Origin of the sequence: Citrobacter sp. Cpo071, from assembly GCF_030332765.1 — a bacterium.
GTDB lineage: Bacteria > Pseudomonadota > Gammaproteobacteria > Enterobacterales > Enterobacteriaceae > Citrobacter > Citrobacter portucalensis.
In genome coordinates this window covers 182977-206289 of record NZ_JAOWHE010000068.1, presented here as the reverse complement: position 1 = coordinate 206289, position 23313 = coordinate 182977, and the positions used below count along the sequence as shown (strand labels likewise).

At 53.8% G+C, this 23313-nt stretch carries 17 protein-coding genes; 12 read left to right on the top strand and 5 right to left on the bottom strand.

Annotated features, from left to right (window positions below):
* Positions 1-41 precede the first annotated feature (41 nt).
* The 5 genes from zapE to sspB all read left to right on the top strand — a co-directional run bounded on the left by zapE (position 42) and on the right by sspB (position 3688).
* Positions 42-1169, top strand: a complete 1128-nt coding sequence (gene zapE, locus OGY09_RS05540; protein ID WP_048236865.1) for a cell division protein ZapE — start codon at positions 42-44, stop codon at positions 1167-1169.
* 218 nt (positions 1170-1387) lie between these two features.
* Positions 1388-1816, top strand: a complete 429-nt coding sequence (gene rplM / locus OGY09_RS05535) for a 50S ribosomal protein L13 (protein WP_003025141.1) — start codon at positions 1388-1390, stop codon at positions 1814-1816.
* Positions 1817-1831: 15 nt separating this feature from the next.
* Positions 1832-2224, top strand: a complete 393-nt coding sequence (rpsI, locus tag OGY09_RS05530) for a 30S ribosomal protein S9 (RefSeq protein ID WP_003025138.1) — start codon at positions 1832-1834, stop codon at positions 2222-2224.
* A gap of 316 nt (positions 2225-2540) precedes the next feature.
* The gene (gene sspA, locus OGY09_RS05525) at positions 2541-3179 is read left to right on the top strand and encodes a stringent starvation protein SspA (protein ID WP_003025132.1); all 639 of its coding nucleotides are present in this window, start codon (positions 2541-2543) and stop codon (positions 3177-3179) included.
* A 5-nt stretch (positions 3180-3184) separates the two neighbouring features.
* The gene (gene sspB, locus OGY09_RS05520) at positions 3185-3688 is read left to right on the top strand and encodes a ClpXP protease specificity-enhancing factor (protein WP_032945142.1); all 504 of its coding nucleotides are present in this window, start codon (positions 3185-3187) and stop codon (positions 3686-3688) included.
* Between the two features lie 55 nt (positions 3689-3743).
* On the opposite strand, the gene dcuC is transcribed toward sspB, so the two are convergent.
* Positions 3744-5111, bottom strand: a complete 1368-nt coding sequence (gene dcuC, locus OGY09_RS05515) for an anaerobic C4-dicarboxylate transporter DcuC (RefSeq protein ID WP_032945140.1) — start codon at positions 5109-5111, stop codon at positions 3744-3746.
* Positions 5112-5470: 359 nt separating this feature from the next.
* Between dcuC and nanR the strand changes: the two genes are divergently transcribed.
* The 5 genes from nanR (at position 5471) to nanQ (ending at position 10327) form a co-directional block, all read left to right on the top strand.
* Entirely contained in the window at positions 5471-6262 is a 792-nt protein-coding gene (nanR, locus tag OGY09_RS05510; RefSeq protein ID WP_032945138.1) for a transcriptional regulator NanR, read from the top strand.
* A 134-nt stretch (positions 6263-6396) separates the two neighbouring features.
* Positions 6397-7290 carry an N-acetylneuraminate lyase gene (gene nanA / locus OGY09_RS05505; protein ID WP_032945137.1) on the top strand — a complete coding sequence of 298 codons (894 nt, stop codon included), beginning with the start codon at positions 6397-6399 and terminating at the stop codon, positions 7288-7290.
* A 109-nt stretch (positions 7291-7399) separates the two neighbouring features.
* Positions 7400-8890, top strand: a complete 1491-nt coding sequence (locus tag OGY09_RS05500; protein WP_032945135.1) for an MFS transporter — start codon at positions 7400-7402, stop codon at positions 8888-8890.
* A gap of 97 nt (positions 8891-8987) precedes the next feature.
* The gene (nanK, locus tag OGY09_RS05495) at positions 8988-9857 is read left to right on the top strand and encodes an N-acetylmannosamine kinase (RefSeq protein ID WP_032945133.1); all 870 of its coding nucleotides are present in this window, start codon (positions 8988-8990) and stop codon (positions 9855-9857) included.
* Positions 9858-9859: 2 nt separating this feature from the next.
* Complete coding sequence (gene nanQ / locus OGY09_RS05490; protein WP_032945519.1) at positions 9860-10327, top strand: N-acetylneuraminate anomerase; 468 nt, start codon at positions 9860-9862, stop codon at positions 10325-10327.
* Between the two features lie 58 nt (positions 10328-10385).
* Here nanQ and OGY09_RS05485 read toward each other — a convergent pair whose 3' ends face one another.
* The 4 genes from OGY09_RS05485 to gltB all read right to left on the bottom strand — a co-directional run bounded on the left by OGY09_RS05485 (position 10386) and on the right by gltB (position 19045).
* Positions 10386-11666 carry a cytosine deaminase gene (locus OGY09_RS05485; RefSeq protein WP_032945132.1) on the bottom strand — a complete coding sequence of 427 codons (1281 nt, stop codon included), beginning with the start codon at positions 11664-11666 and terminating at the stop codon, positions 10386-10388.
* Positions 11656-12906, bottom strand: a complete 1251-nt coding sequence (gene codB / locus OGY09_RS05480; protein WP_032945130.1) for a cytosine permease — start codon at positions 12904-12906, stop codon at positions 11656-11658. Before codB ends, OGY09_RS05485 begins: the two co-directional genes overlap by 11 nt.
* A gap of 247 nt (positions 12907-13153) precedes the next feature.
* Complete coding sequence (locus tag OGY09_RS05475; protein WP_032945128.1) at positions 13154-14572, bottom strand: glutamate synthase small subunit; 1419 nt, start codon at positions 14570-14572, stop codon at positions 13154-13156.
* A gap of 12 nt (positions 14573-14584) precedes the next feature.
* On the bottom strand, positions 14585-19045 hold the full coding sequence (gene gltB, locus OGY09_RS05470; protein WP_122973812.1) for a glutamate synthase large subunit: 4461 nt from the start codon (positions 19043-19045) through the stop codon (positions 14585-14587).
* Between the two features lie 684 nt (positions 19046-19729).
* On the opposite strand from gltB, the gene mnmL reads away from it, so the two are divergent.
* Both mnmL and arcB read left to right on the top strand, forming a co-directional pair.
* Positions 19730-20659 carry a tRNA modification radical SAM protein MnmL/YtqA gene (gene mnmL, locus OGY09_RS05465; RefSeq protein ID WP_122973815.1) on the top strand — a complete coding sequence of 310 codons (930 nt, stop codon included), beginning with the start codon at positions 19730-19732 and terminating at the stop codon, positions 20657-20659.
* A 201-nt stretch (positions 20660-20860) separates the two neighbouring features.
* A complete protein-coding gene (arcB, locus tag OGY09_RS05460) occupies positions 20861-23197 on the top strand; it encodes an aerobic respiration two-component sensor histidine kinase ArcB (protein WP_020996355.1) in 2337 nt (778 codons plus the stop codon).
* Positions 23198-23313: the final 116 nt, after the last annotated feature.

Here is a 23313-nt window from a genome sequence, read left to right as displayed (position 1 = left end):
GAGCGACGGCACATCTATTCTCAAGGAATAACAATAACATCATGCAAAGCTTTTCCCCTACATCGCGTTACCAGCAAGCCCTCAACGACGGCAGTCATCAACCCGACAACGTACAACTCGAAGCCGTGAATCGACTGGAAACCATTTTCCAGGCGCTTACAACGCCAGCACGTCCTGCGCCGCAGGAGAGTGGACTGATGGCGCGTTTTGGTAAGTTGCTGGGCAAGCGTGAGTCACCGATCAACGCGCCGGTGCGTGGTTTATATATGTGGGGCGGAGTTGGGCGCGGAAAAACCTGGCTGATGGATCTGTTCTACCATAGCCTGCCGGGCGAACGTAAACAGCGTTTGCACTTTCACCGTTTTATGCTGCGCGTGCATGAAGAGCTTACTGCCTTACAGGGGCAGAGCGATCCGCTGGAAATCATCGCCGACCGCTTTAAGGCCGAAACGGACGTGCTGTGCTTCGACGAATTTTTTGTTTCTGATATCACCGACGCCATGCTGCTCGGCGGCCTGATGAAAGCGCTGTTTGCCCGCGGTATTACGCTGGTGGCGACCTCCAATATTCCGCCAGATGAGCTATATCGTAACGGTTTGCAACGCACGCGTTTTCTTCCTGCCATTGATGCGATCAAACAGCATTGCGACATCATGAATGTCGATGCCGGCGTCGATTATCGTCTGCGCACCTTAACGCAGGCGCATTTGTGGTTGTCGCCATTGAATGAGGAAACCCGCCAGCAGATGGATAAGCTTTGGCTGGCATTAGCGGGAACCAAAGTTGAACATGCGCCAACGCTGGAGATCAATCATCGTCCGATGCAGACGCTGGCCGTCGAAAACCAAACGCTGGCGGTGTCGTTTACCACGCTCTGCGTCGATGCCCGGAGTCAGCATGACTACATTGCGCTGTCGCGTCTGTTTCACACGGTGCTGTTGTCTGATGTGCCGGTCATGACCCCGCTGATGGAGAGTGAAGCGCGACGCTTTATCGCATTGGTGGATGAGTTCTACGAACGCCACGTCAAGCTGGTGGTCAGTGCGGCATCACCCCTCTATGAAATTTATCAGGGTGAGCGTCTGAAGTTTGAATTTCAGCGTTGTTTGTCGCGTTTGCAGGAGATGCAAAGCGAAGAGTATCTGAAGCGGGAACATTTAGCCGGTTAAACCTGCCGCAAATCACATAAAGGGGTCGATCTTTGACCCTGACTTCTCTATAATCTTGCGACCCCACGTTACGAGAGAGTTTTTTTCCCAAAACTTTCTATGCGCCGGCATAGGCTATTCGAAGGGGTAGGTTTGCTGGACAATGTCGTGTGAACCTCAACTGACAAAACGTTTGGGTGTTCACCAACGTGTAACTTATTTATTTGGGTAAGCTTTTAATGAAAACTTTTACAGCTAAACCAGAAACCGTAAAACGCGACTGGTATGTTGTTGACGCGACCGGTAAAACTCTGGGCCGTCTGGCTTCCGAACTGGCTCTGCGCCTGCGCGGTAAGCACAAAGCGGAATACACTCCGCACGTAGATACCGGTGATTACATCATCGTTCTGAACGCTGACAAAGTTGCTGTAACCGGCAACAAGCGTACTGACAAAGTGTACTATCACCACACCGGCCACATCGGTGGTATCAAACAAGCGACCTTTGAAGAGATGATTGCTCGCCGTCCTGAGCGTGTGCTTGAAATCGCGGTTAAAGGCATGCTGCCAAAAGGCCCGCTGGGTCGTGCTATGTTCCGTAAACTGAAAGTTTACGCTGGCAACGAGCACAACCACGCGGCACAGCAACCGCAAGTTCTTGACATCTAATCGGGATTATAGGCAATGGCTGAAAATCAATACTACGGCACTGGTCGCCGCAAAAGTTCCGCAGCTCGCGTTTTCATCAAACCGGGCAGTGGTAAAATCGTAATCAACCAACGTTCTCTGGAACAGTACTTCGGTCGTGAAACTGCCCGCATGGTAGTTCGTCAGCCGCTGGAACTGGTCGACATGGTTGAGAAACTGGATCTGTACATCACTGTTAAAGGTGGTGGTATCTCTGGTCAGGCTGGTGCGATCCGTCACGGTATCACCCGCGCTCTGATGGAGTACGACGAATCCCTGCGTGGCGAACTGCGTAAAGCTGGCTTCGTTACCCGTGATGCTCGTCAGGTTGAACGTAAGAAAGTCGGTCTGCGTAAAGCACGTCGTCGTCCTCAGTTCTCCAAACGTTAATTGTACTCTGCTTCGGCAGACGACAATTTGCGAAAAAACCCGCTTCGGCGGGTTTTTTTATCGTTATTTCTCGCCTCAGAACCACGGTAATCCGCTGATTGCCACCTCTTTTTCCCCATTTCAAGAATCGACTCACCACAAAGGTCACAAAATCTGGTAAACTATCATCCAATTTTCTGCCCAAATGTCCGGTATCGTTCATTTTTTGTTTGCATTTTGAGCAGTAATGACTTTCCCGAGTTTGGGTGACATCACTTCTGGCTGGCCACTGAGTGGCTGGTAGCAGTAAAAATTCTGAATATACCTGGAGGTTTTCATGGCTGTCGCTGCCAACAAACGTTCGGTAATGACGCTGTTTTCTGGTCCTACTGACATCTATAGCCATCAGGTCCGCATTGTGCTGGCTGAGAAAGGTGTTAGTTTCGAGATTGAGCATGTGGAGAAGGACAATCCACCTCAGGATCTGATCGACCTCAACCCGAATCAGAGCGTACCGACACTGGTGGATCGTGAGCTGACCCTGTGGGAATCTCGCATCATTATGGAATACCTGGATGAGCGCTTCCCGCATCCGCCGCTGATGCCGGTTTACCCGGTTGCGCGTGGTGAAAGCCGCCTGTACATGCAGCGTATTGAAAAAGACTGGTACACGCTGATGAACGTCATCGTGAACGGTTCTGCATCTGAAGCCGAAGTCGCGCGTAAGCGTCTGCGCGAAGAACTGCTGGCAATCGCGCCAGTATTTGGCCAGAAACCTTACTTCCTGAGCGATGAGTTCAGCCTGGTAGACTGCTATCTGGCGCCGCTGCTGTGGCGTTTACCGCAGCTGGGTATTGAATTCAACGGTGCAGGTTCGAAAGAACTGAAAGGGTATATGACTCGCGTCTTCGAACGAGACTCTTTCCTGGCTTCTCTGACTGAGCCTGAACGTGAAATGCGTCTGGGCCGGGGTTAACCTGTATGGATTTGCCACAGCTAACACCACGCCGTCCGTATCTGCTGCGCGCGTTCTATGAGTGGTTGCTGGACAACCAGCTCACGCCGCATCTGGTGGTGGATGTGACGCTCCAGGACGTGCAGGTTCCAATGGAATATGCGCGTGACGGGCAAATTGTTCTGAATATTGCACCGCGTGCGGTGGGCAACCTGGAACTGGCTAACGATGAAGTGCGCTTTAACGCGCGTTTCGGTGGCGTGCCGCGTCAGGTGTCTGTGCCGTTGGCTGCCGTTCTGGCAATTTATGCACGTGAAAATGGCGCCGGTACGATGTTTGAACCGGAAGCCGCCTACGACGAAGATGTTGCCAGCTTAAATGATGACGACAACGACACGTCTGGTTTTGAGAGTGAAACGGTCATGTCGGTCATTGATGGCGATAAACCTGATAATGGCGACGACAACGATCCGGATGATACTCCGCCACCGCCTCGCGGTGGGCGTCCAGCGCTGCGCGTAGTGAAATAAGTAGTGAAATAAAAAACAGGCCCTTTGGGGCCTGTTCTGTTTTCTGGCTTTGGTATCAATAAAACAGCGCGATGGTGGCTACCATATTCACCACAAATCCTACTGCCATCGGGATTGCTGTACGTTTTACCACTTCAAAGGGCGATACGCCGGCAATACCCGATGTCACGACAATTACAGCGGTTATGGGTGACACCGCGCGGGCAAGCGTAGTGGCAAAATGCATCGGCATAATCATTACTACCGCAGGAATATGCAGCCCGGCGGCAATATCCGGAATGAGGCTGGCAAAAGACATAAACGGCGCGTTGCCTGACCCCATGACGATTGCGCAGGCGGCGATGACCACCGCCATGATGATCATCACGCCGATACCGCCAAGACCGGAATGCTCTGCGCCTTTTATTACGGCATCGACAGTCCCGATAGTCGTCAACCCTTTCGCAAAGATTTCACCCGCGACCACCAGGGTGACAACGTTGGCAAACTGCGTCCCCATGCCGTCAAAAAAAGCCTGCACATCATCCATCGTTTCGCGCAGATTATGTTTATGCAGGAATTCAACAAACATAGTCAGCGTCATGCTCATTAACATCACCACCACCAGATTCAACTCTGCTTTCATTAGCCCCATTTGTGCAAGGGCAAGCGAGCCCAGCATCAGGATCAGCGGCATCACCGGCAAAATGGCGTAATAGAGCGGGGGTTCGTTTTCCAGCGCCTTTTGTTCCGCAAATCCGTTACTTTCCGGTGCGGCTTTTTTATCAAATTGACGCTGAACGAAAAAATGCGCAATGGCGACGGCGACAATGACACACGACGCGACGGGCAACTGGTATTGAAAGAAATAGGTGGCGATTTTCATGCCCGCGACCTGCGCGGCAAAAATAGAGTTGGTTTCCAGAATGCCCCATTCAATCGACATCGAAGTGGCAATGACCGCAACAGCGGATAAACGGCTCACGCCAAGGCTAACCAGCGTTGGGAACAGCGTCACCATCAGCAACATACCTAACCCGGATGCGCTGGTAATGAACTGCGCCATGATCTGACCAATCACATAGGTGGCGGCAAGCACTACATAGGGGGAGCGGATTAGCTTGAGCGGGCGGCTTAACAGGCTAACCATCGCTCTGCTGGCCCCCATTCTGTCCATATAACGGGCATAACCGCCCACCGCCATGATTGATAACCCCAGTCCGGCCGCGCGGTTGGAGAGCATACGCAAAATTTCATTGTAAATATCGACCAGTAGATAGCCACTGCTTTTGTCGTTAGCGACCAACGCGCCGTAGCCCAGCCAGACGCCGCAGATCATCAGGAAGATCCCGGCGGCGGCCAGCACGACCTGCGGTTTGTAGTTTTTGAGGATCAGGTAACCCATCGTAAATAAAACGATGACAGAGATAATGATGCCGAACATTGTTTCACTCCATGCCAGAGAAGAAGATAAATCCGGTAATAACGCTGTTGTCAAAACGGATGTTATATTTTTCTGGGCATTTTTTATGGAGTGAATATCTTATTTTTAATTCGATGGTGTAATTATTTATCGTTATAAAATAGACGGTTATGATAAATTATCACGTTCATATTCATAATTTTCATGAAGGTATTTAACTCCATTCAATTAAAATGAGGCAGAAGATACTCGCTTAAAATAATATTGCTGTTACGTATATTATCAATAGGCCAGCCGGATCAGATCGTCCATCATTTCACCCTGCTTTCGATCCTGTGTTAGGATAAACCCGCTGTTGTTTGTCACCACGACTTAGCTGAATGGACCCTATGAACGCATTTGATTCGCAAGCTGAAGACTCTCCATCCACCATTGGCCGTAGCTTACGCAATCGCCCGTTGGCGCGTAAAAAACTGTCTGAAATGGTTGAAGAAGAACTGGAGCAGATGATTCGTCGTCGGGAATTTGGCGAGGGCGAACAGTTGCCGTCTGAGCGGGAGCTGATGGCCTTCTTTAACGTGGGCCGTCCTTCTGTACGAGAAGCGCTGGCCGCGTTAAAACGCAAAGGTCTGGTACAAATCAACAACGGCGAGCGCGCCCGCGTTTCGCGTCCTTCAGCTGATACCATCATTAGCGAGCTGTCAGGTATGGCGAAAGATTTCCTCGCACATCCCGGCGGCATTGCCCACTTCGAGCAGTTGCGACTGTTCTTTGAATCCAGCCTGGTACGATACGCCGCCGAACATGCGACAGATGAGCAAATCGACAGACTGGCTAAAGCACTGGAGATCAACAGCCAGTCGCTCGATGACAATACGTTGTTCATCCGCTCGGACGTTGATTTTCACCGTGTACTGGCTGAGATCCCGGGCAATCCTATCTTTATGGCTATCCATGTTGCGCTGTTAGATTGGCTGATTGCCGCCCGTCCGACCGTCGCCGATCAAGAGTTGTATGAGCACAACAACGTGAGTTATCAGCAGCATATCGCGATTGTAGAAGCTATTCGCCAGCGCGATCCTGAAGAAGCTGACCGCGCACTGCAAGAACATCTCAATAGCGTTTCCGCGACCTGGCACGCCTTCAGCAAAAGTAAAAAATCGCGTAAGTGATCGCGATCCTGACGATCGTTTAGTGAAGTAGATCGCACTATAAGCGTTCTCTATTGTATTGCTGCTTATTTGATCTGGTATAACAGGTATAAAGGTATGCAGTCAGATAACACTAATCATCATCAGAGGTCGTTATGGCAAGAGATTTAAAAGGCGTAATGCCAGCGTTGTTAACCCCATTCGATAACCAACAGCGACTGGACATCGAGAGTTTGCGCCGCCTGGTGCGTTTCAACATTGGTCAGGGTGTAGACGGGCTCTATGTCGGTGGCTCAACGGGTGAGGCCTTTGTCCAAAACCGCGTTGAAAGAGAGCAGGTACTGGAAATTGTTGCCGAAGAGGCAAAGGGCAAGGTGACGCTGATCGCCCACGTTGGCACGGTGAGCACCGAAGAGAGCCAACAGCTGGCGAGCGCCGCGCATCGCTACGGCTTTGATGCGGTTTCGGCCGTCACACCGTTTTACTATCCGTTTAGCTTTGAAGAGCACTGCGATCACTACCGCGCAATTATTGATTCTGCTGATGGTTTACCGATGGTGGTCTATAACATTCCGGCGCTGAGCGGCGTAAAACTGACGCTGGATCAGATCAACACGCTGGTGACGCTGCCAGGCGTTGGCGCACTGAAGCAAACTTCGGGCGATCTCTATCAGATGGAACAGATCCGCCGCGCTCATCCCGATCTGGTGCTTTATAACGGCTATGACGAAATCTTCGCTTCTGGGCTGCTCGCGGGCGCAGATGGCGGTATCGGTAGCACTTACAACATCATGGGATGGCGCTATCAGGGAATTGTGAAAGCGCTCAAAGAAGGTGACATCCGGACGGCGCAAAAGCTGCAAACCGAGTGCAATAAGGTTATCGATCTGCTTATTAAGGTTGGCGTGTTCCGCGGTCTGAAAACAGTACTGCACTATATGGATGTGGTTTCTGTTCCACTGTGCCGTAAACCCTTTGCTCCGGTAGATGAACGCTTTCTGCCGGAACTGAAAGCGCTGGCAAACCAACTGCTGGCGGAAAAGGCGTAATCACGGGTCGCCGGGGGCGCTTCGCTTGCCCGGCCTGGATTTTTCGACCGTAGGCCGGGTAAGGCAAAGCCACCACCCGGCACAACAACAAAATCATCGGGAGAGTAAAATGAGTACTTCTACCCAGAGCATCCCGTGGTATCGCCATCTCAATCGGGCACAATGGCGGGCATTTTCCGCCGCCTGGCTGGGATATTTGCTTGATGGTTTCGATTTTGTGTTAATCGCCCTGGTGCTGACAGAAGTGCAGGGCGAATTCGGATTGACGACGGTGCAGGCCGCCAGCCTGATCTCGGCCGCCTTTATCTCCCGTTGGTTTGGCGGGTTAATGCTGGGGGCAATGGGCGACCGCTACGGACGCCGCCTGGCAATGGTCACCAGCATCATTCTGTTCTCGGTGGGAACGCTGGCCTGCGGTTTCGCGCCGGGCTACACCACCATGTTTATCGCCCGCCTGGTTATCGGTATGGGAATGGCGGGTGAGTACGGCTCCAGTGCAACCTATGTTATTGAAAGTTGGCCTAAACACCTGCGAAACAAAGCCAGTGGTTTCCTGATTTCAGGCTTTTCCGTTGGTGCCGTGATCGCCGCCCAGGTCTACAGCCTGGTGGTTCCGGTCTGGGGGTGGCGTGCGCTGTTCTTCATCGGCATCCTGCCAATTATCTTCGCCCTCTGGCTGCGTAAAAATATTCCGGAAGCGGAAGACTGGAAAGAGAAACACGAAGGCAAAGCGCCAGTGCGCACGATGGTGGACATTCTCTACCGGGGCGAGCATCGGGTAATTAATATTCTGATGACGCTCGCTGCTGCCACCGCGCTGTGGTTCTGCTTTGCGGGCGACCTGCAAAATGCGGCTATTGTGGCGGTCCTGGGGCTGATATGCGCGTTTATCTTCATTAGCTTTATGGTGCAAAGCAGCGGGAAACGCTGGCCGACGGGCGTCATGCTGATGGTGGTTGTGCTGTTTGCCTTCCTGTACTCGTGGCCGATTCAGGCGCTGTTGCCAACCTATCTGAAAACCGAACTGCTGTACGATCCTTCCACGGTGGCCAGGGTGCTCTTCTTTAGCGGCTTTGGTGCGGCGGTCGGTTGTTGCGTCGGCGGTTTTCTTGGCGACTGGCTGGGCACGCGTAAAGCCTATGTCTGCAGTCTGCTGGCCTCGCAGTTGCTGATTATACCGGTATTTGCGATAGGCGGTTCAAACGTCTGGGTACTGGGTTTACTGCTGTTTTTCCAGCAAATGCTCGGCCAGGGGATCTCCGGGATCTTACCAAAACTGATTGGCGGCTATTTCGATACCGATCAGCGTGCGGCGGGACTGGGCTTCACCTATAACGTGGGCGCACTGGGCGGGGCGCTGGCACCGATCATCGGTGCGCTGATTGCCCAACGTCTGGATCTGGGTACCGCGCTGGGATCCCTCTCTTTCGGTCTGACATTTGTAGTGATCCTGCTGATTGGTCTTGATATGCCGTCCCGTGTACAGCGCTGGCTGCGTCCTGAAGCGTTGCGTACGCATGATGCCATTGATGGTCGACCGTTTAGCGGTGCCGTGCCGTTCGGTGGTGACAAAAGCACTATGGTGAAATCCAAAAGTTAATCCAATTGCCCGGTGCTGAACCGGGCAATAGCAGTAAGGGAAGAAATATGTCGTTCTTAGAGCTACAGAGCGCCACCGCGATGCATGAGGCGGCGTCATGACCACACTGGCGATTGATATTGGCGGCACCAAATTGGCTGCCGCGCTGATAGACAACAATCTGCAAGTCCGCGAGCGGCGTGAACTGCCGACGCCTGTCAGTAAAACGCCGCAAGCGCTGCGCGCCGCGTTACAAACACTGGTTGCCCCGCTACAGGGGCGTGCTAATCGGGTGGCGATCGCCTCGACGGGGATTATCCGTGAGGGGGCTTTACTGGCGCTGAATCCGCATAACCTCGGCGGATTGATGCATTTTCCGCTGACACAAACGCTGGAACAAATCACCGGCCTGCCGACGCTGGCCGTCAATGACGCACAGGCAGCGGCGTGGGCTGAGTACCATGCGCTTGGTGGTGAGTACCGCGATCTGGTGTTTATTACCGTCTCCACAGGCGTTGGCGGGGGAGTCGTCAGCGGTGGGAAACTGCTGACTGGAGTCGGCGGTCTGGCTGGGCATCTGGGACATACGCTGGCCGATCCCCATGGACCCATGTGCGGCTGCGGGCGTGTGGGCTGCGTTGAGGCGATCGCATCCGGTCGTGGAATAGCGGCGGCTGCCGAAGGCGCGCTAGCCGGATGCGACGCCAAAACTATTTTTAGCTGTGCCGGGCAGGGGGATGAGCAGGCAAGCCGGTTGATCCATCGCTCGGCGCGTACTTTGGCAAGGCTTGTTGCCGATGTGAAGGCCACGACCGATTGCCAGATTGTGGTGATTGGCGGCAGCGTTGGGCTGGCTGAAGGGTATCTGGCGCTGGTGGAACATTATCTGGCACAAGAGCCTTGGGCCTATCACGTGGAATTGCTGGCGGCGCATTACCGTCATGACGCTGGATTACTGGGGGCCGCGCTGTTGGCCCAGGGAGAATGATGATGATATCAGATGCGTTGAATTCACTGCCTTCTGCCGGATTACATCCGGTCTTGCAGCAGGCGTTAACGCTTGCCATTGCGGCGAATCCGCAGGAGAAGACGCCTGGGCGCTACACGTTGCAGGGCGAGAATATTTTTATGAATGTCATGCAATTTACAACGCAGAGCCCAGAGCATAAGAAAGCGGAGCTGCATCAGCAGTACATTGATATTCAGATGCTGTTGTCCGGCGAAGAACGGATTCTGTTCGGGATGACCGATTCTGCTCGTCACTGTGAAGAGATGCACATCGAGGATGATTATCAGCTGTGCAGCCAGATTGCCGATGAACAGGCTATGGTACTGAAGCCGGGAAAATTTGTGATTTTTATGCCGGGCGAGCCGCATAAACCGGGTTGTGTGGTGCAGACCCCGATGGACATCAAAAAGGTGGTGATCAAAGTCCGCGCCAACTTATTACAAGCTTGAGAATGAGAGACTGTGTCGGATGGCAAAGCTTACGCCATCCGACATGGAATGTAACGTCCTAGCGCTTAAACGTCACCGTTTCTGGCTGCGTCAGATGCAGTGTGGTTTGGCTTGGGACCGTCTCGGCAATGACTCGACCATGACGAATGGAATAACGGGCAGGCGTCTGGCGACGAACCGCGTCAAACCCATTTTCTGCAGGCAAAATCACCAGATTCGCAGAATTCCCCACGTTCAGACCATAGTCCTGCAGATGCAGGGTTTTCGCGCTGTGGGTGGTGACCAGGTTCAACCCATCGTTAATTTGTCCGTATCCCATCAGCTGGCACACGTGTAATCCCATATGCAGCACCTGCAGCATATTCGCAGTGCCCAGCGGGTACCACGGATCGAAGACGTCATCATGACCGAAGCAGACGTTGATCTCCGCTTCCAGCATCTCTTTGACGCGCGTAACACCACGACGCTTAGGATAAGTGTCAAAGCGCCCTTGCAGGTGAATATTCACCAGTGGATTTGCGACAAAGTTAATGCCGGACATTTTCAACAGGCGGAAAAGACGGGAAGCATACGCGCCGTTGTAGGAATGCATCGCCGTGGTATGGCTGGCGGTCACGCGCTCGCCCATATTGTAGCGATGCGCCAGCGCCGCAACGGTTTCAACAAAGCGGGATTGCTCATCATCGATTTCGTCACAGTGCACGTCGATAAGTTTGTCGTATTTTTGCGCCAGAGCGAAAATCTTATGCAGCGACTCTACGCCATATTCACGCGTGAATTCAAAGTGCGGGATCGCGCCAATGACGTCGGCGCCCAGACGCACGGCTTCCTCCAGGAGCGCTTCACCGTTGGGATAAGAAAGAATGCCTTCTTGCGGGAACGCGACAATCTGTAGCTCTACCCACGGAGCGACTTCTTGCTTCACCTCCAGCATGGCTTTTAGCGCCGTCAACGTAGGGTCGGAAACGTCAACGTGAGTACGGACATACTGGATGCCGTTGGCCATCTGCCACTTCAGGGTCTGCATGGCGCGCGCTTTGACGTCTTCGTGAGTGAGCATTGCCTTACGTTCAGCCCAGCGTTCAATCCCCTCAAACAGCGTACCAGACTGATTCCAGCTCGGCTCGCCCGCGGTTTGCGTAGTGTCCAGATGGATATGTGGCTCAACGAACGGTGGGATAGCCAGACCACCTTCAGCATCAAGCACTTCACCCTGTGGTAACGTCGCTGCGTCTTGAGGCTCAATACGGCTAAAGCGCCCGTTTTCAATCGTGATTTGCCATAACCCTTCACGTCCCTGTAAACGCGCCTGATGAATGGTGATGTTATTATTCTGCATGGCTGACCTCCGGGGATTTAGCAAGGCTGCGATTGAAAAGTGGATTCAGCAGGATATAGCTGAATACGCCGCCAAGTACGGCATTGACGGGCACGATGCCGGGAATATAGTGACCTGCGGCAATGCCCAGTGCAACGGACAGGATCGCTATCCAGTTTACGGAAATAAATTGCGCTTTGCTGAAGTCGGCATAGCGGCGATGGTTCAGCAGATAGTCGGCGATGATCACCCCGCCAATCGGGGGAATCGCTGCCGACAGAAATGTCAGCCAGCCGACAAAGTTATTGTAAAGCCACAGTGCGCACAGTGTGCCAATAATACCGTTAGCCACTGACAGCGTACGGCTGGAAAGGCCGGTAATATTGGCAAATCCCAGGCCCGATGCGTACAGCGCATTATCGTTGGTGGTCCAGATATTCAGGCCGAGAACGATGATCGCGGGCAGCAGCAGTCCCTGGGCAATCATCACGTCAGAGATATCCGCCTGTCCAACCGCAGCCGCGCCCGCAGCGCCGAAGATGAACATAAGCGAATTGCCAAGGAAAAACGCCACCATGGCGATCAGCACCGCGCCTTTGGCGTTGCGGCCAAAACGGACGAAGTCAGCGGTTAACGTCCCTGCGCTGACAAACGAGCCGACTACCAGCGCCAGTGCGGTGGAGAAATCCAGCGGCGTTTGCGGCACTATCGCTTTTAAATGCTCCAAACCGCCGACATCGCTCACTGCCAGCCAGACGGAGTAGCTGCCAAGTACGACGATGGCAGGCACGGCGATGATAGATAAAACGGTCAGCGCTGAGATGCCAAAAAAGATGGTCAGGGTCATCAACAGACCGGAAACCGCAATCAGGATATTGACGTCAATTCCCGTCGCTTTGCCAACCGGGATAGCAAACATGGCCACACCAACGCCAAACCAGCCTACCTGTGTGCCGCCTAACAGCAGAGAGGGAAGCCATGAACCTTTCACACCAAATGAGTAACGCGCCAGAAGGTGGGTTGAGAGCCCTGTTTTTGCGCCGATAAAACCGAGAAATGCAGTGTAAATACCGAGGAGAAGATTACCGAAGAGAACTGCCAGGAAGAAATCATTATAAGAAAGACCGGTACCGAGTGTGCCACCGGTCCACATACTGGCGGAAAAGAATGTGAGTCCCAACATGACAAATGTTAGTGGAACTACGCCTTTTCGCGCCGCCAGAGGGACGGGGCCCTGGCTATAATTGTTGTCTTGCGACACAACGCCTCCATGAATTTTGCCCAAAAAATCCGCCGCATAATATACAGTTCTCAACGTAAAGCAAACGTTTTCGTCTGGTTTTTACATGGTTATTATTCATGATGTTGATCTGTTTGGGGTGTTAAGGTTATTTGCCCTGTTTACTAAACGTGTTGTCAGACTGGCTTAATCGGCAGGTTTGGCGGTATTGCGGCAGGAATTTGGCATCTCACCCACCAGGGCAGATGAGATGCCTTAAGAGGCTGTATTACACTTCCAGGTAGTTCAGGATACCGTCTGCCGCTTTACGACCTTCGGCAATCGCGGTGACTACCAGATCCGAACCGCGCACGATGTCGCCACCGGCGAAGATTTTCGGGTTGCTGGTCTGGAAGGCGTTGTCGCTGCGCTCTGGAGCAATAATGCGGCCCTGAGAATCCAGTTCGACGCTGTGTTTTGCCAGCCACTCCATACTGTGCGGACGGAAGCCAAATGCCAGTACCACCGCATCTGCCGGAACAACGTGTTCGGAACCGGCGACGATCTCCGCACGGCGACGGCCCTTCGCATCCGGTTCACCCATTTCGGTACGCGCCATTTTCACACCGCATACCTTACCGTTGGCGTTCACTTCCACGCCTAAAGGCTGGACGTTGAACTGGAATTCGACGCCTTCTTCACGCGCATTTTTCACTTCGCGTTTGGAACCCGGCATGTTCTCTTCGTCACGACGATAAGCGCAGATGACATGTGCTGCGTTCTGGCGAACCGAGGTCCGCACGCAGTCCATCGCGGTATCGCCACCGCCGAGAACGACGACGCGTTTGCCTTCCATGCTGATGTACGGCTCGTCGCTGCTTTCGCCAAAGCCCATCAACTGTTTGGTATTGGCGATCAGGAACGGCAGGGCATCAAACACACCGGAAGCGTCTTCGTTTTCCAGCCCACCGCGCATCGACTGATAGGTACCTACGCCAAGGAACACGGCGTCATAATCTTTCAGCAGATCGTCAAGCTGTACATCGCGGCCCACTTCCACGTTCAATTTGAACTCAATGCCCATATCGGTGAAGATTTCACGACGGCGGGTCATCACCTCTTTTTCCAGTTTGAAGGCTGGAATACCGAAGGTCAGCAGACCGCCGATTTCCGGGTGGCGGTCAAATACCACCGCCTTCACGCCGTTGCGGGTCAGCACATCAGCACAGGCCAGGCCTGCCGGACCGGCACCGATGATCGCCACGCGCTTGTCGGTTTGACGCACGCCGGTCATATCCGGGCGCCAGCCCATTTCGAATGCTTTATCGTTGATATAGCGCTCGATGTTACCGATAGTCACCGCGCCGAACTCATCGTTCAGCGTACAGGATCCTTCACACAGACGATCCTGCGGGCACACGCGGCCACAGACTTCCGGCAGAGTGTTGGTCTGGTGCGACAGTTCTGCTGCTTCAAAAATACGCCCCTCGTTCGCCAGTTTCAGCCAGTTCGGGATGTAGTTATGCACCGGACACTTCCACTCGCAGTACGGGTTACCGCAGGACAGGCAGCGGTCTGCCTGTGCTTTGGCCTGGCCTTCGGAAAACGGCTCGTAGATCTCGATAAACTCGATCTTACGGATCTTCAGCGGCTTCTTAGGCGGATCAACGCGCTGCAGGTCGATAAATTGGTATACGTTCTGACTCATTGCTGCTACCCCTTACTGCGCCTGCACACGCAGCTCTGCTGCGCTACGACTACGGTGACCCAACAGTGCTTTCACATCACTGGATTTTGGTTTTACCAGCGCGAATTTCGCCGAGAATGCTGGCCAGTTAGCCAGGATCTCTTCGCCGTGTGAAGAGCCGGTATGCTGTACGTGCTCGGTAATCAAACCGCGCAGGTGTTCCTCGTGGATAGCCAGCGAGTCCACGTTCAGCACTTCTACCAGTTCCGGGTTCACGCGTTTGCGGAACTCACCGTCTTCGTCGAGCACGTAGGCGAATCCACCCGTCATACCCGCTCCGAAGTTGACGCCCGTTTTTCCGAGAATACAGACGATGCCGCCGGTCATATATTCGCAGCCGTTGTCGCCAATACCTTCAACCACGGTGATTGCGCCGGAGTTACGTACTGCAAAGCGCTCACCCGCACGACCCGCGGCAAACAGGCGGCCACCGGTGGCGCCATACAGACAGGTGTTACCAATGATGCTCGCCTCATGGCTACGGAAAGCAGAGCCAACCGGAGGACGCACTGCCAGCAGACCGCCCGCCATACCTTTACCGACATAGTCGTTGGCATCACCGGTCAGATACAACTCCACGCCGCCCGCGTTCCACACGCCGAAGCTCTGGCCTGCGGTACCGCTGAAGTGCGCTTTGATTGGGTCAGACGCCAGCCCCTGATCGCCATGCGTTTGCGCGATATAGCCCGACAGCGACGCGCCAACAGAACGGTCGGTGTTGCGGATATCGAACCAGAAGGTTTTGCTCTGGCGCTCGTCGACAAACGGTTTCGCTTGCTGTAACAACTGAGCGTTCAGCACGCCGTTATCAAACGGCGGGTTGTTCTCGGTGCAATGCAGCGCTTTACCCGGATGCGGTTCTGCGGTTTCCAGCAGACGAGACAGTTCCAGTTTCTGTTGCTTGGCGGTAAACCCTTCCAGCTCTTTGAGCAGGTCGGTACGACCAATCAGATCCACCAGACGCTTCACACCCAGTTGCGCCATCAGCTCACGGACTTCGCGGGCGATAAATTCAAAGTAGTTAGTCACTTTGAACGGCAGGCCGTGATAGTGGTTCTTACGCAGTTTGTCATCCTGAGTCGCCACGCCGGTTGCGCAGTTGTTCAGGTGGCAAATACGCAGGTATTTACAGCCCAGCGCCACCATTGGACCGGTACCGAAGCCGAAGCTTTCCGCACCCAGAATCGCCGCTTTAATGATATCGACACCGGTTTTCAGACCGCCATCAACCTGCAGACGAATCTTGTGACGCAGACCGTTAGCGACCAGCGCCTGCTGGGTTTCCACCAGACCAAGTTCCCACGGGCAGCCCGCATATTTCACCGAGGAGAGCGGGCTTGCGCCGGTACCGCCATCGTAGCCAGCAATGGTGATCAGATCCGCATAGGCTTTCGCCACGCCTGTGGCGATGGTGCCAACGCCTGGTTCGGAAACCAGCTTCACGGAGATCATCGCTTTCGGGTTGACCTGTTTGAGGTCGAAAATCAGCTGCGCTAAGTCTTCGATAGAGTAAATATCGTGGTGCGGCGGCGGGGAGATCAGCGTCACGCCCGGCACCGAATAGCGCAGTTTGGCGATGTACGGGGTGACTTTATCACCCGGTAACTGACCGCCTTCGCCAGGTTTCGCGCCCTGAGCGACTTTAATCTGGATGACATCGGCGTTGACCAGATACGCCGGGGTTACGCCAAAGCGACCGGAAGCAACCTGCTTAATGCGCGACACTTTATTGGTGCCATAGCGCGCCGGGTCTTCACCGCCTTCACCGGAGTTCGAGTTGCCGCCGATGCTGTTCATGGCTTCGGCCAGCGCTTCGTGTGCTTCGGGGCTTAATGCGCCGATGGACATAGCTGCGGTATCAAAGCGTTTAAACAGTTCGGTCGCGGGTTCTACTTCGCTAATGCTTACGGCTTCATCGCCAGGCGTAATCGCCAGCAGATCGCGCAGCGTGGCCGCCGGACGCTCATTGACCAGCTTGGCATATTCCTGATAGTCGCTGTACTCGCCGCTTTGTACCGCCTGTTGCAGCGTGCGCACCACGTCCGGGTTGTAGGCATGGTATTCGCCGCCGTGGACGTATTTGAGCAAACCGCCCTGGCTGATAGGTTTACGTGCCAGCCATGCATGTTTGGAGAGGTTCAGCAGATCCTGCTGGAAGTCGCTAAACCCTGCGCCGCTGATGCGGCTGACCACGCCCTGGAAGCACAGCGCCACGACATCATCGTGCAGACCAACCGCTTCAAACAGCTTCGAGCAGCGGTAAGAGGCGATGGTCGAAATGCCCATTTTGGACATGATTTTGTACAGACCTTTGTTGATGCCGTTACGGTAGTTCAGCATCACGGTCCGGTAATCTTTGGCAATCGCCTGAGTGTCGATCAGCCGTCCCAGCGTTTCATACGCGAGATACGGGTAAATGGCCGTCGCGCCAAAGCCGAGCAGGACAGCAAAATGGTGCGGGTCGCGGGCGCTGGCGGTTTCAACGATGATGTTGGCGTCGCAACGCAGACTTTGTTCTACCAGACGCGTTTGCACTGCGCCCACGGCCATCGGTGCCGGAACCGGCAGGCGGTTTTTCGCGATGTTACGGTCAGAGAGCACCAGCAGCACCGTACCGTTACGCACCATCTGTTCCGCCTTATCGCACAATGCTTTGACGGTCTCTTCGAGCGTGGTTTCGGTCACGTCGAAGGTGATATCCAGGCGGTCGGCGCGGTAATGCTCCTCTTTCATGGTGGTGAGCTGGGTAAAATCGGAGTACAGCAGGATCGGCGATTTAAAGCTCAGGCGGTGTGCCTGACCTTCGGCTTCGCAGAAGACGTTCATCTCACGACCGATGCTGGTGGCCAGCGACATAACGTGCGCTTCACGCAGCGGGTCGATCGGCGGGTTAGTCACCTGCGCGAACTGCTGGCGGAAGTAGTCATAAATGATGCGTGGCTGGCTTGAGAGCACCGCAAACGGGGTATCATCACCCATTGAGCCGACCGCTTCCTGACCGTTTTCACCGAGCACGCGGATCACGGAATCCAGCTCTTCGGCGCTGTAGTTAAACTGTTTCTGATAGCTGGCGAGCGTGTCATCGTCCAGTTCGCGGCTGCCGACCTGATCGTCTGCGAGGTCTTCGAACGGCACCAGACGGCGGACGTTCTTCTCCATCCACTCTTTGTACGGATGGCGGCTTTTCAGATCGTCATCGGTTTCGACGGAGTGCAGAATGCGCCCGCTGCGGGTATCGATAACCATCAGCTCGCCAGGGCCGACGCGACCTTTCTCGACGACTTCATCCGGCTGATAATCCCAGATCCCAACTTCAGAAGCGCAGGTAATCAGCTTGTCTTTGGTGATGACGTAGCGCGCCGGACGCAGGCCGTTACGGTCAAGGTTACAGGCGGCAAAGCGGCCGTCGGACATAACAATGCCCGCTGGGCCATCCCACGGCTCCATGTGCATGGAGTTAAAGTCAAAGAACGCGCGCAGCTCCGGGTCCATATCCGGGTTGTTCTGCCAGGCCGGCGGCACCAGTAAACGCATGGCGCGGATAATGTCCATCCCGCCAGCCAGCAGCAGTTCCAGCATGTTATCCATTGAGCTGGAGTCGGAGCCGGTTTCGTTAACGAACGGTGCGGCGTCGTGCAGGTCAGGGATCAGCGGTGTCTGGAATTTATAGGTACGTGCGCGTGCCCACTGGCGGTTGCCGGTGATGGTGTTGATTTCACCGTTATGCGCCAGGTAGCGGAACGGTTGCGCCAGCGGCCAGCGCGGTACGGTATTGGTGGAGAAGCGCTGGTGGAACAGGCAGATGGCCGATTCCAGACGCAGGTCCGCCAGGTCCAGGTAAAAGCGCGGCAGATCCGCCGGCATACACAGACCTTTATAGATATTGACCAGGTTCGACAAGCTACACACGTAGAAGTCTTTATCGTCCTGGAGGCGTTTTTCGATGCGACGGCGCGCGATGAACAGGCGGCGCTCCATATCACGCGGACGCCAGCCCGCAGGGGCGTTGACAAAAATTTGCTCGATACGAGGCAGGGAGGAGAGGGCGATTTCACCGAGAACACCTTCGTTGGTCGGCACGTCGCGCCAGCCGACAATCGACAGGGTCTCCTGCTGTAATTCTTCTTCGACAATGCGACGAGAAGCCGCAGCCAGTTCAGCGTCTTTATTTAAAAAGATCATGCCGACGGCATAGTTTTTAGCTAAACGCCAGCCGCGCTCTTGCGCCACGATGCGGAAAAAGCGGTCAGGTTTTTGTAACAGCAAACCGCAACCATCGCCGGTTTTACCATCGGCTAGAATTGCGCCACGGTGCTGCATGCGGGCCAGTGCGTGTATGGCGGTACGCACTACCTTGTGGCTAGGTTCGCCTTCTATGTGGGCGATCAGGCCGAAACCACAGTTATCCCTCTCAAGGGATTTATCGTACAACATATCAGTGAACCTCCCCAGGCTCTGCGGGATTCCCATCTGGACCGTTGCGCACGGGCACACCAAGAGCATGGCGACGGGGTTTGCGTGTCATACGCTTACCTCGCATTCGCCCTCTTTATCCTTTTCGCATAGGTCAAACAAGTTTGAGGACTTGCTTCAGAGGGAATCTCAATTACTGCATAAATATGATGAGCAGGCTGCTCATCCAGAAAGCTTCCAGCGGATTTCCACGTTATCGGGAATCCACACACAGGTCAAATGGCAATCTTATTTATGCAAAAATGTGCTATAGGGCGATTAACTTTATGAATATGTTGAAATTTAAGGCTTTTTTACATTGATTTAACGCAAGGAGAATGGGGAGCGAAGTGTGATCTGTCTCACTGTCAGAAAGGCTGTATATCCCCCGTCCTCCCTTTGTTTATCGCTATGATTGGCATTTTATGCTGGTTTTTGGAGTTTTGGCGTCTTAAAGATACTGTTTTTATGCTGAGAGTATAAGAAGATAAAAAAAACAGTCGGATATAAGGAAAAGTAATTTCATTTTGAATGAATGAAATTTCGATTATTTTGATTTGTTATGCAATGAATAAAGGCACGCCAGGGCGATTGATCCAGGTCATCGCCGACTGGGGCAAAAAATGGCAGGCTTTGGCCTCTTTTCAAGGCGCGGTCTACCAGATTATGCAGTTACAGAAATTAGTCAATATGTTTGGTGGGGATCTTTCTCGCCGTTATGGGCAAAAGGTTCATAAACTCACGCTTCACGGCGGCTTTAGCTGTCCAAATCGTGATGGCACCATCGGACGTGGTGGATGTACTTTCTGCAATGTCGCCTCGTTTGCCGATGAAGCACAGCAGCACCATTCTATTGCCGAGCAGCTTGAGCATCAGGCGCATCTGGTCAATCGCGCGAAACGCTATCTGGCCTATTTCCAGGCCTATACCAGCACCTTTGCTGAAGTGCAGGTGCTGCGTTCGATGTATCAGCAGGCGGTCAGCCAGGCCAGTATCGTCGGGTTATGCGTTGGGACGCGCCCCGACTGCGTGCCGGATGCGGTACTCGATCTGCTTTGCGAGTATAAAGACCTCGGCTATGAGGTATGGCTGGAACTCGGTTTGCAAACCGCGCATGACAAAACCCTGCATCGTATTAACCGCGGCCATGATTTTGCCTGCTACCAACGCACTACGCGACTGGCACGCGAGCGTGGGCTGAAAGTGTGCTCGCACCTGATTGTCGGTCTGCCGGGAGAAGGGCAGGCAGAATGCCTGCAAACCGTGGAACGTGTAGTGGAGACGGGTGTTGACGGTATTAAGCTGCACCCGCTGCATATTGTGAAAGGCAGTACGATGGCGAAAGCCTGGGAAGCCGGGCGGCTGAACGGAATTGAACTGGACGACTATACGGTTACCGCCGGGGAGATGATCCGTCATACGCCGCCAGAGGTGATTTATCATCGAATTTCCGCCAGCGCGCGTCGCCCAACGCTGTTGGCACCGCTATGGTGTGAAAACCGCTGGACCGGCATGGTCGAACTGGATAAGTACCTTAACAAGTACGGTGTGCAAGGCTCGGCGCTCGGTACGCCATGGGTGCTGCCTGAGAACTAACTCTCCGTAGTCATGTAGGCCTGATAAGCAACGCGCCATCAGGCGGCCCGGCGCACATTGCCTGATGGCGCGTTGCTTATCAGGCCTACGATGGCCTCTCCGCGGTCATTTCACCGATAACCTCCGCATTTCTTGCACAATCTTCAACGTCACGCTGAGAATTGAGTATTATTGTGCCAAGTTGTCGTGAAGGAACCCTCTATGAAGCAAATCCGTATGCTGGCGCAATATTACGTCGACCTGATGATGAAGTTAGGTCTGGTGCGCTTTTCGCTGCTGTTGGCGCTGGCTCTGGTCGTGTTGGCAATTGTGGTGCAGATGGCTGTCACCATGGTGCTGCATGGCCAGGTAGAAAGCATTGATGTCATCCGTTCTATCTTTTTTGGTCTGTTAATTACCCCCTGGGCCGTCTATTTCTTGTCTGTGGTGGTGGAGCAACTTGAGGAGTCCCGGCAACGCCTGTCACGACTGGTACAAAAGCTGGAAGAGATGCGCGAGCGCGATCTGAAGCTCAATGTGCAGTTGAAGGATAATATTGCCCAGCTCAATCAGGAAATTGTTGAGCGTGAAAAAGCCGAAGCAGAGCGCCAGGAAACATTCGAGCAACTGAAGGTTGAAATCAAAGAGCGCGAAGAGGCGCAGATCCAGCTTGAGCAACAGTCTTCCTTTTTACGCTCTTTCCTTGATGCCTCGCCGGATCTGGTTTTTTATCGCAATGAAGATAAAGAGTTTTCCGGCTGTAACCGTGCTATGGAGCTGCTGACTGGCAAAAGCGAAAAGCAGCTGGTGAACTTAAAACCGGCTGACGTTTACTCTCCTGAAGCGGCTGAAAAGGTGATTGAGACCGACGAGAAGGTGTTCCGCCATAATGTTTCGCTCACCTACGAACAGTGGCTGGACTACCCGGACGGGCGCAAAGCCTGCTTTGAAATTCGCAAAGTGCCTTACTATGACCGCGTAGGTAAGCGACATGGTCTGATGGGCTTTGGGCGCGATATTACCGAGCGTAAGCGTTATCAGGATGCGCTTGAGCGCGCCAGCCGCGATAAGACCACCTTTATTTCTACCATCAGCCACGAGTTGCGCACCCCGCTTAACGGCATTGTCGGCTTAAGCCGGATCCTGCTGGATACGGATCTGACTGCGGAGCAGGAAAAATACCTTAAAACAATCCACGTCTCTGCTGTGACGCTGGGGAATATTTTCAACGATATTATCGATATGGATAAGATGGAGCGACGTAAAGTCCAGCTCGATAACCAGCCGATCGATTTCACCAGTTTTATGGCGGATCTGGAAAACCTCTCTGGCCTACAGGCGCAGCAAAAGGGGCTGCGTTTTGTGCTTGAGCCGACGTTACCGCTGCCGCATAAGGTCATTACCGACGGAACGCGTCTGCGTCAGATCCTGTGGAATCTGATCAGCAACGCCGTGAAGTTTACCCAGCAGGGGCAGGTGACCGTGCGGGCGCGCTATGACCAGGGGAATATGCTGCATTTCGAAGTTGAAGATTCTGGCATCGGCATTCCGCAGGATGAGCAGGATAAAATCTTCGCTATGTATTATCAGGTGAAGGACAGTAACGGCGGTAAACCGGCAACGGGGACAGGGATTGGTTTGGCCGTGTCGAAGCGTCTGGCGAAAAACATGGGCGGTGACATTACGGTTTCCAGCCAGGCAGGAAAAGGGTCCATCTTTACGCTAACCGTGCATGCCCCTGCGGTAGCGGAAGAGATTGAAGATGCTTTTGAAGACGATGAAATGCCGCTGCCAGCCCTGAATGTGCTGCTGGTAGAAGACATTGAGCTGAACGTTATTGTTGCGCGCTCCGTGCTGGAAAAATTAGGCAACAGCGTGGATGTCGCGATGACCGGGAAAGCCGCGCTGGAAATGTTTACGCCGGGTGAATATGACCTGGTGCTGCTGGATATTCAGCTACCGGATATGACCGGTCTGGATATCTCGCGGGAGCTCACGCAAAAATATGCCCGTGAAGATCTGCCACCGCTGGTTGCACTCACCGCCAACGTACTGAAAGATAAAAAAGAGTATCTGGACGCAGGCATGGACGACGTGCTGAGTAAGCCGCTGTCGGTTCCGGCGCTAACCGCCATGATCAAAAAATACTGGGATACCCGAAACGAAGAGGAGAGCACTGTGACATCTGAAGAAAGCAGTAAATCGCAAGCGCTGTTAGATATTCCTATGTTGGAACAATACCTCGAGCTGGTGGGACCGAAGTTAATTACCGACGGGCTGGCGGTGTTTGAGAAGATGATGCCGGGATATTTGAGCGTGCTGGAGTCCAACCTGACGGCACGGGATAAAAAAGGTGTTGTTGAGGAAGGCCATAAAATTAAAGGCGCAGCAGGTTCAGTGGGGCTGCGTCACCTGCAACAGCTAGGTCAGCAAATCCAGTCGCCGGATCTTCCTGCCTGGGAAGATAACGTTGCTGAATGGATTGAAGAGATGAAGCAGGAGTGGCAGCACGACGTGGCAGTATTAAAAGCCTGGGTGGCGAGTGTGGAAAAAAAATGACCCCGGCTTGACCGGGGTGCGCGAATACTGCGCCAACACCAGGGAAATCGTGGCTGCGCCGTAAATTATTATCATTGTTTACAAGGGCGCAGCCCTAATTTTCAGGCTGCACGCAG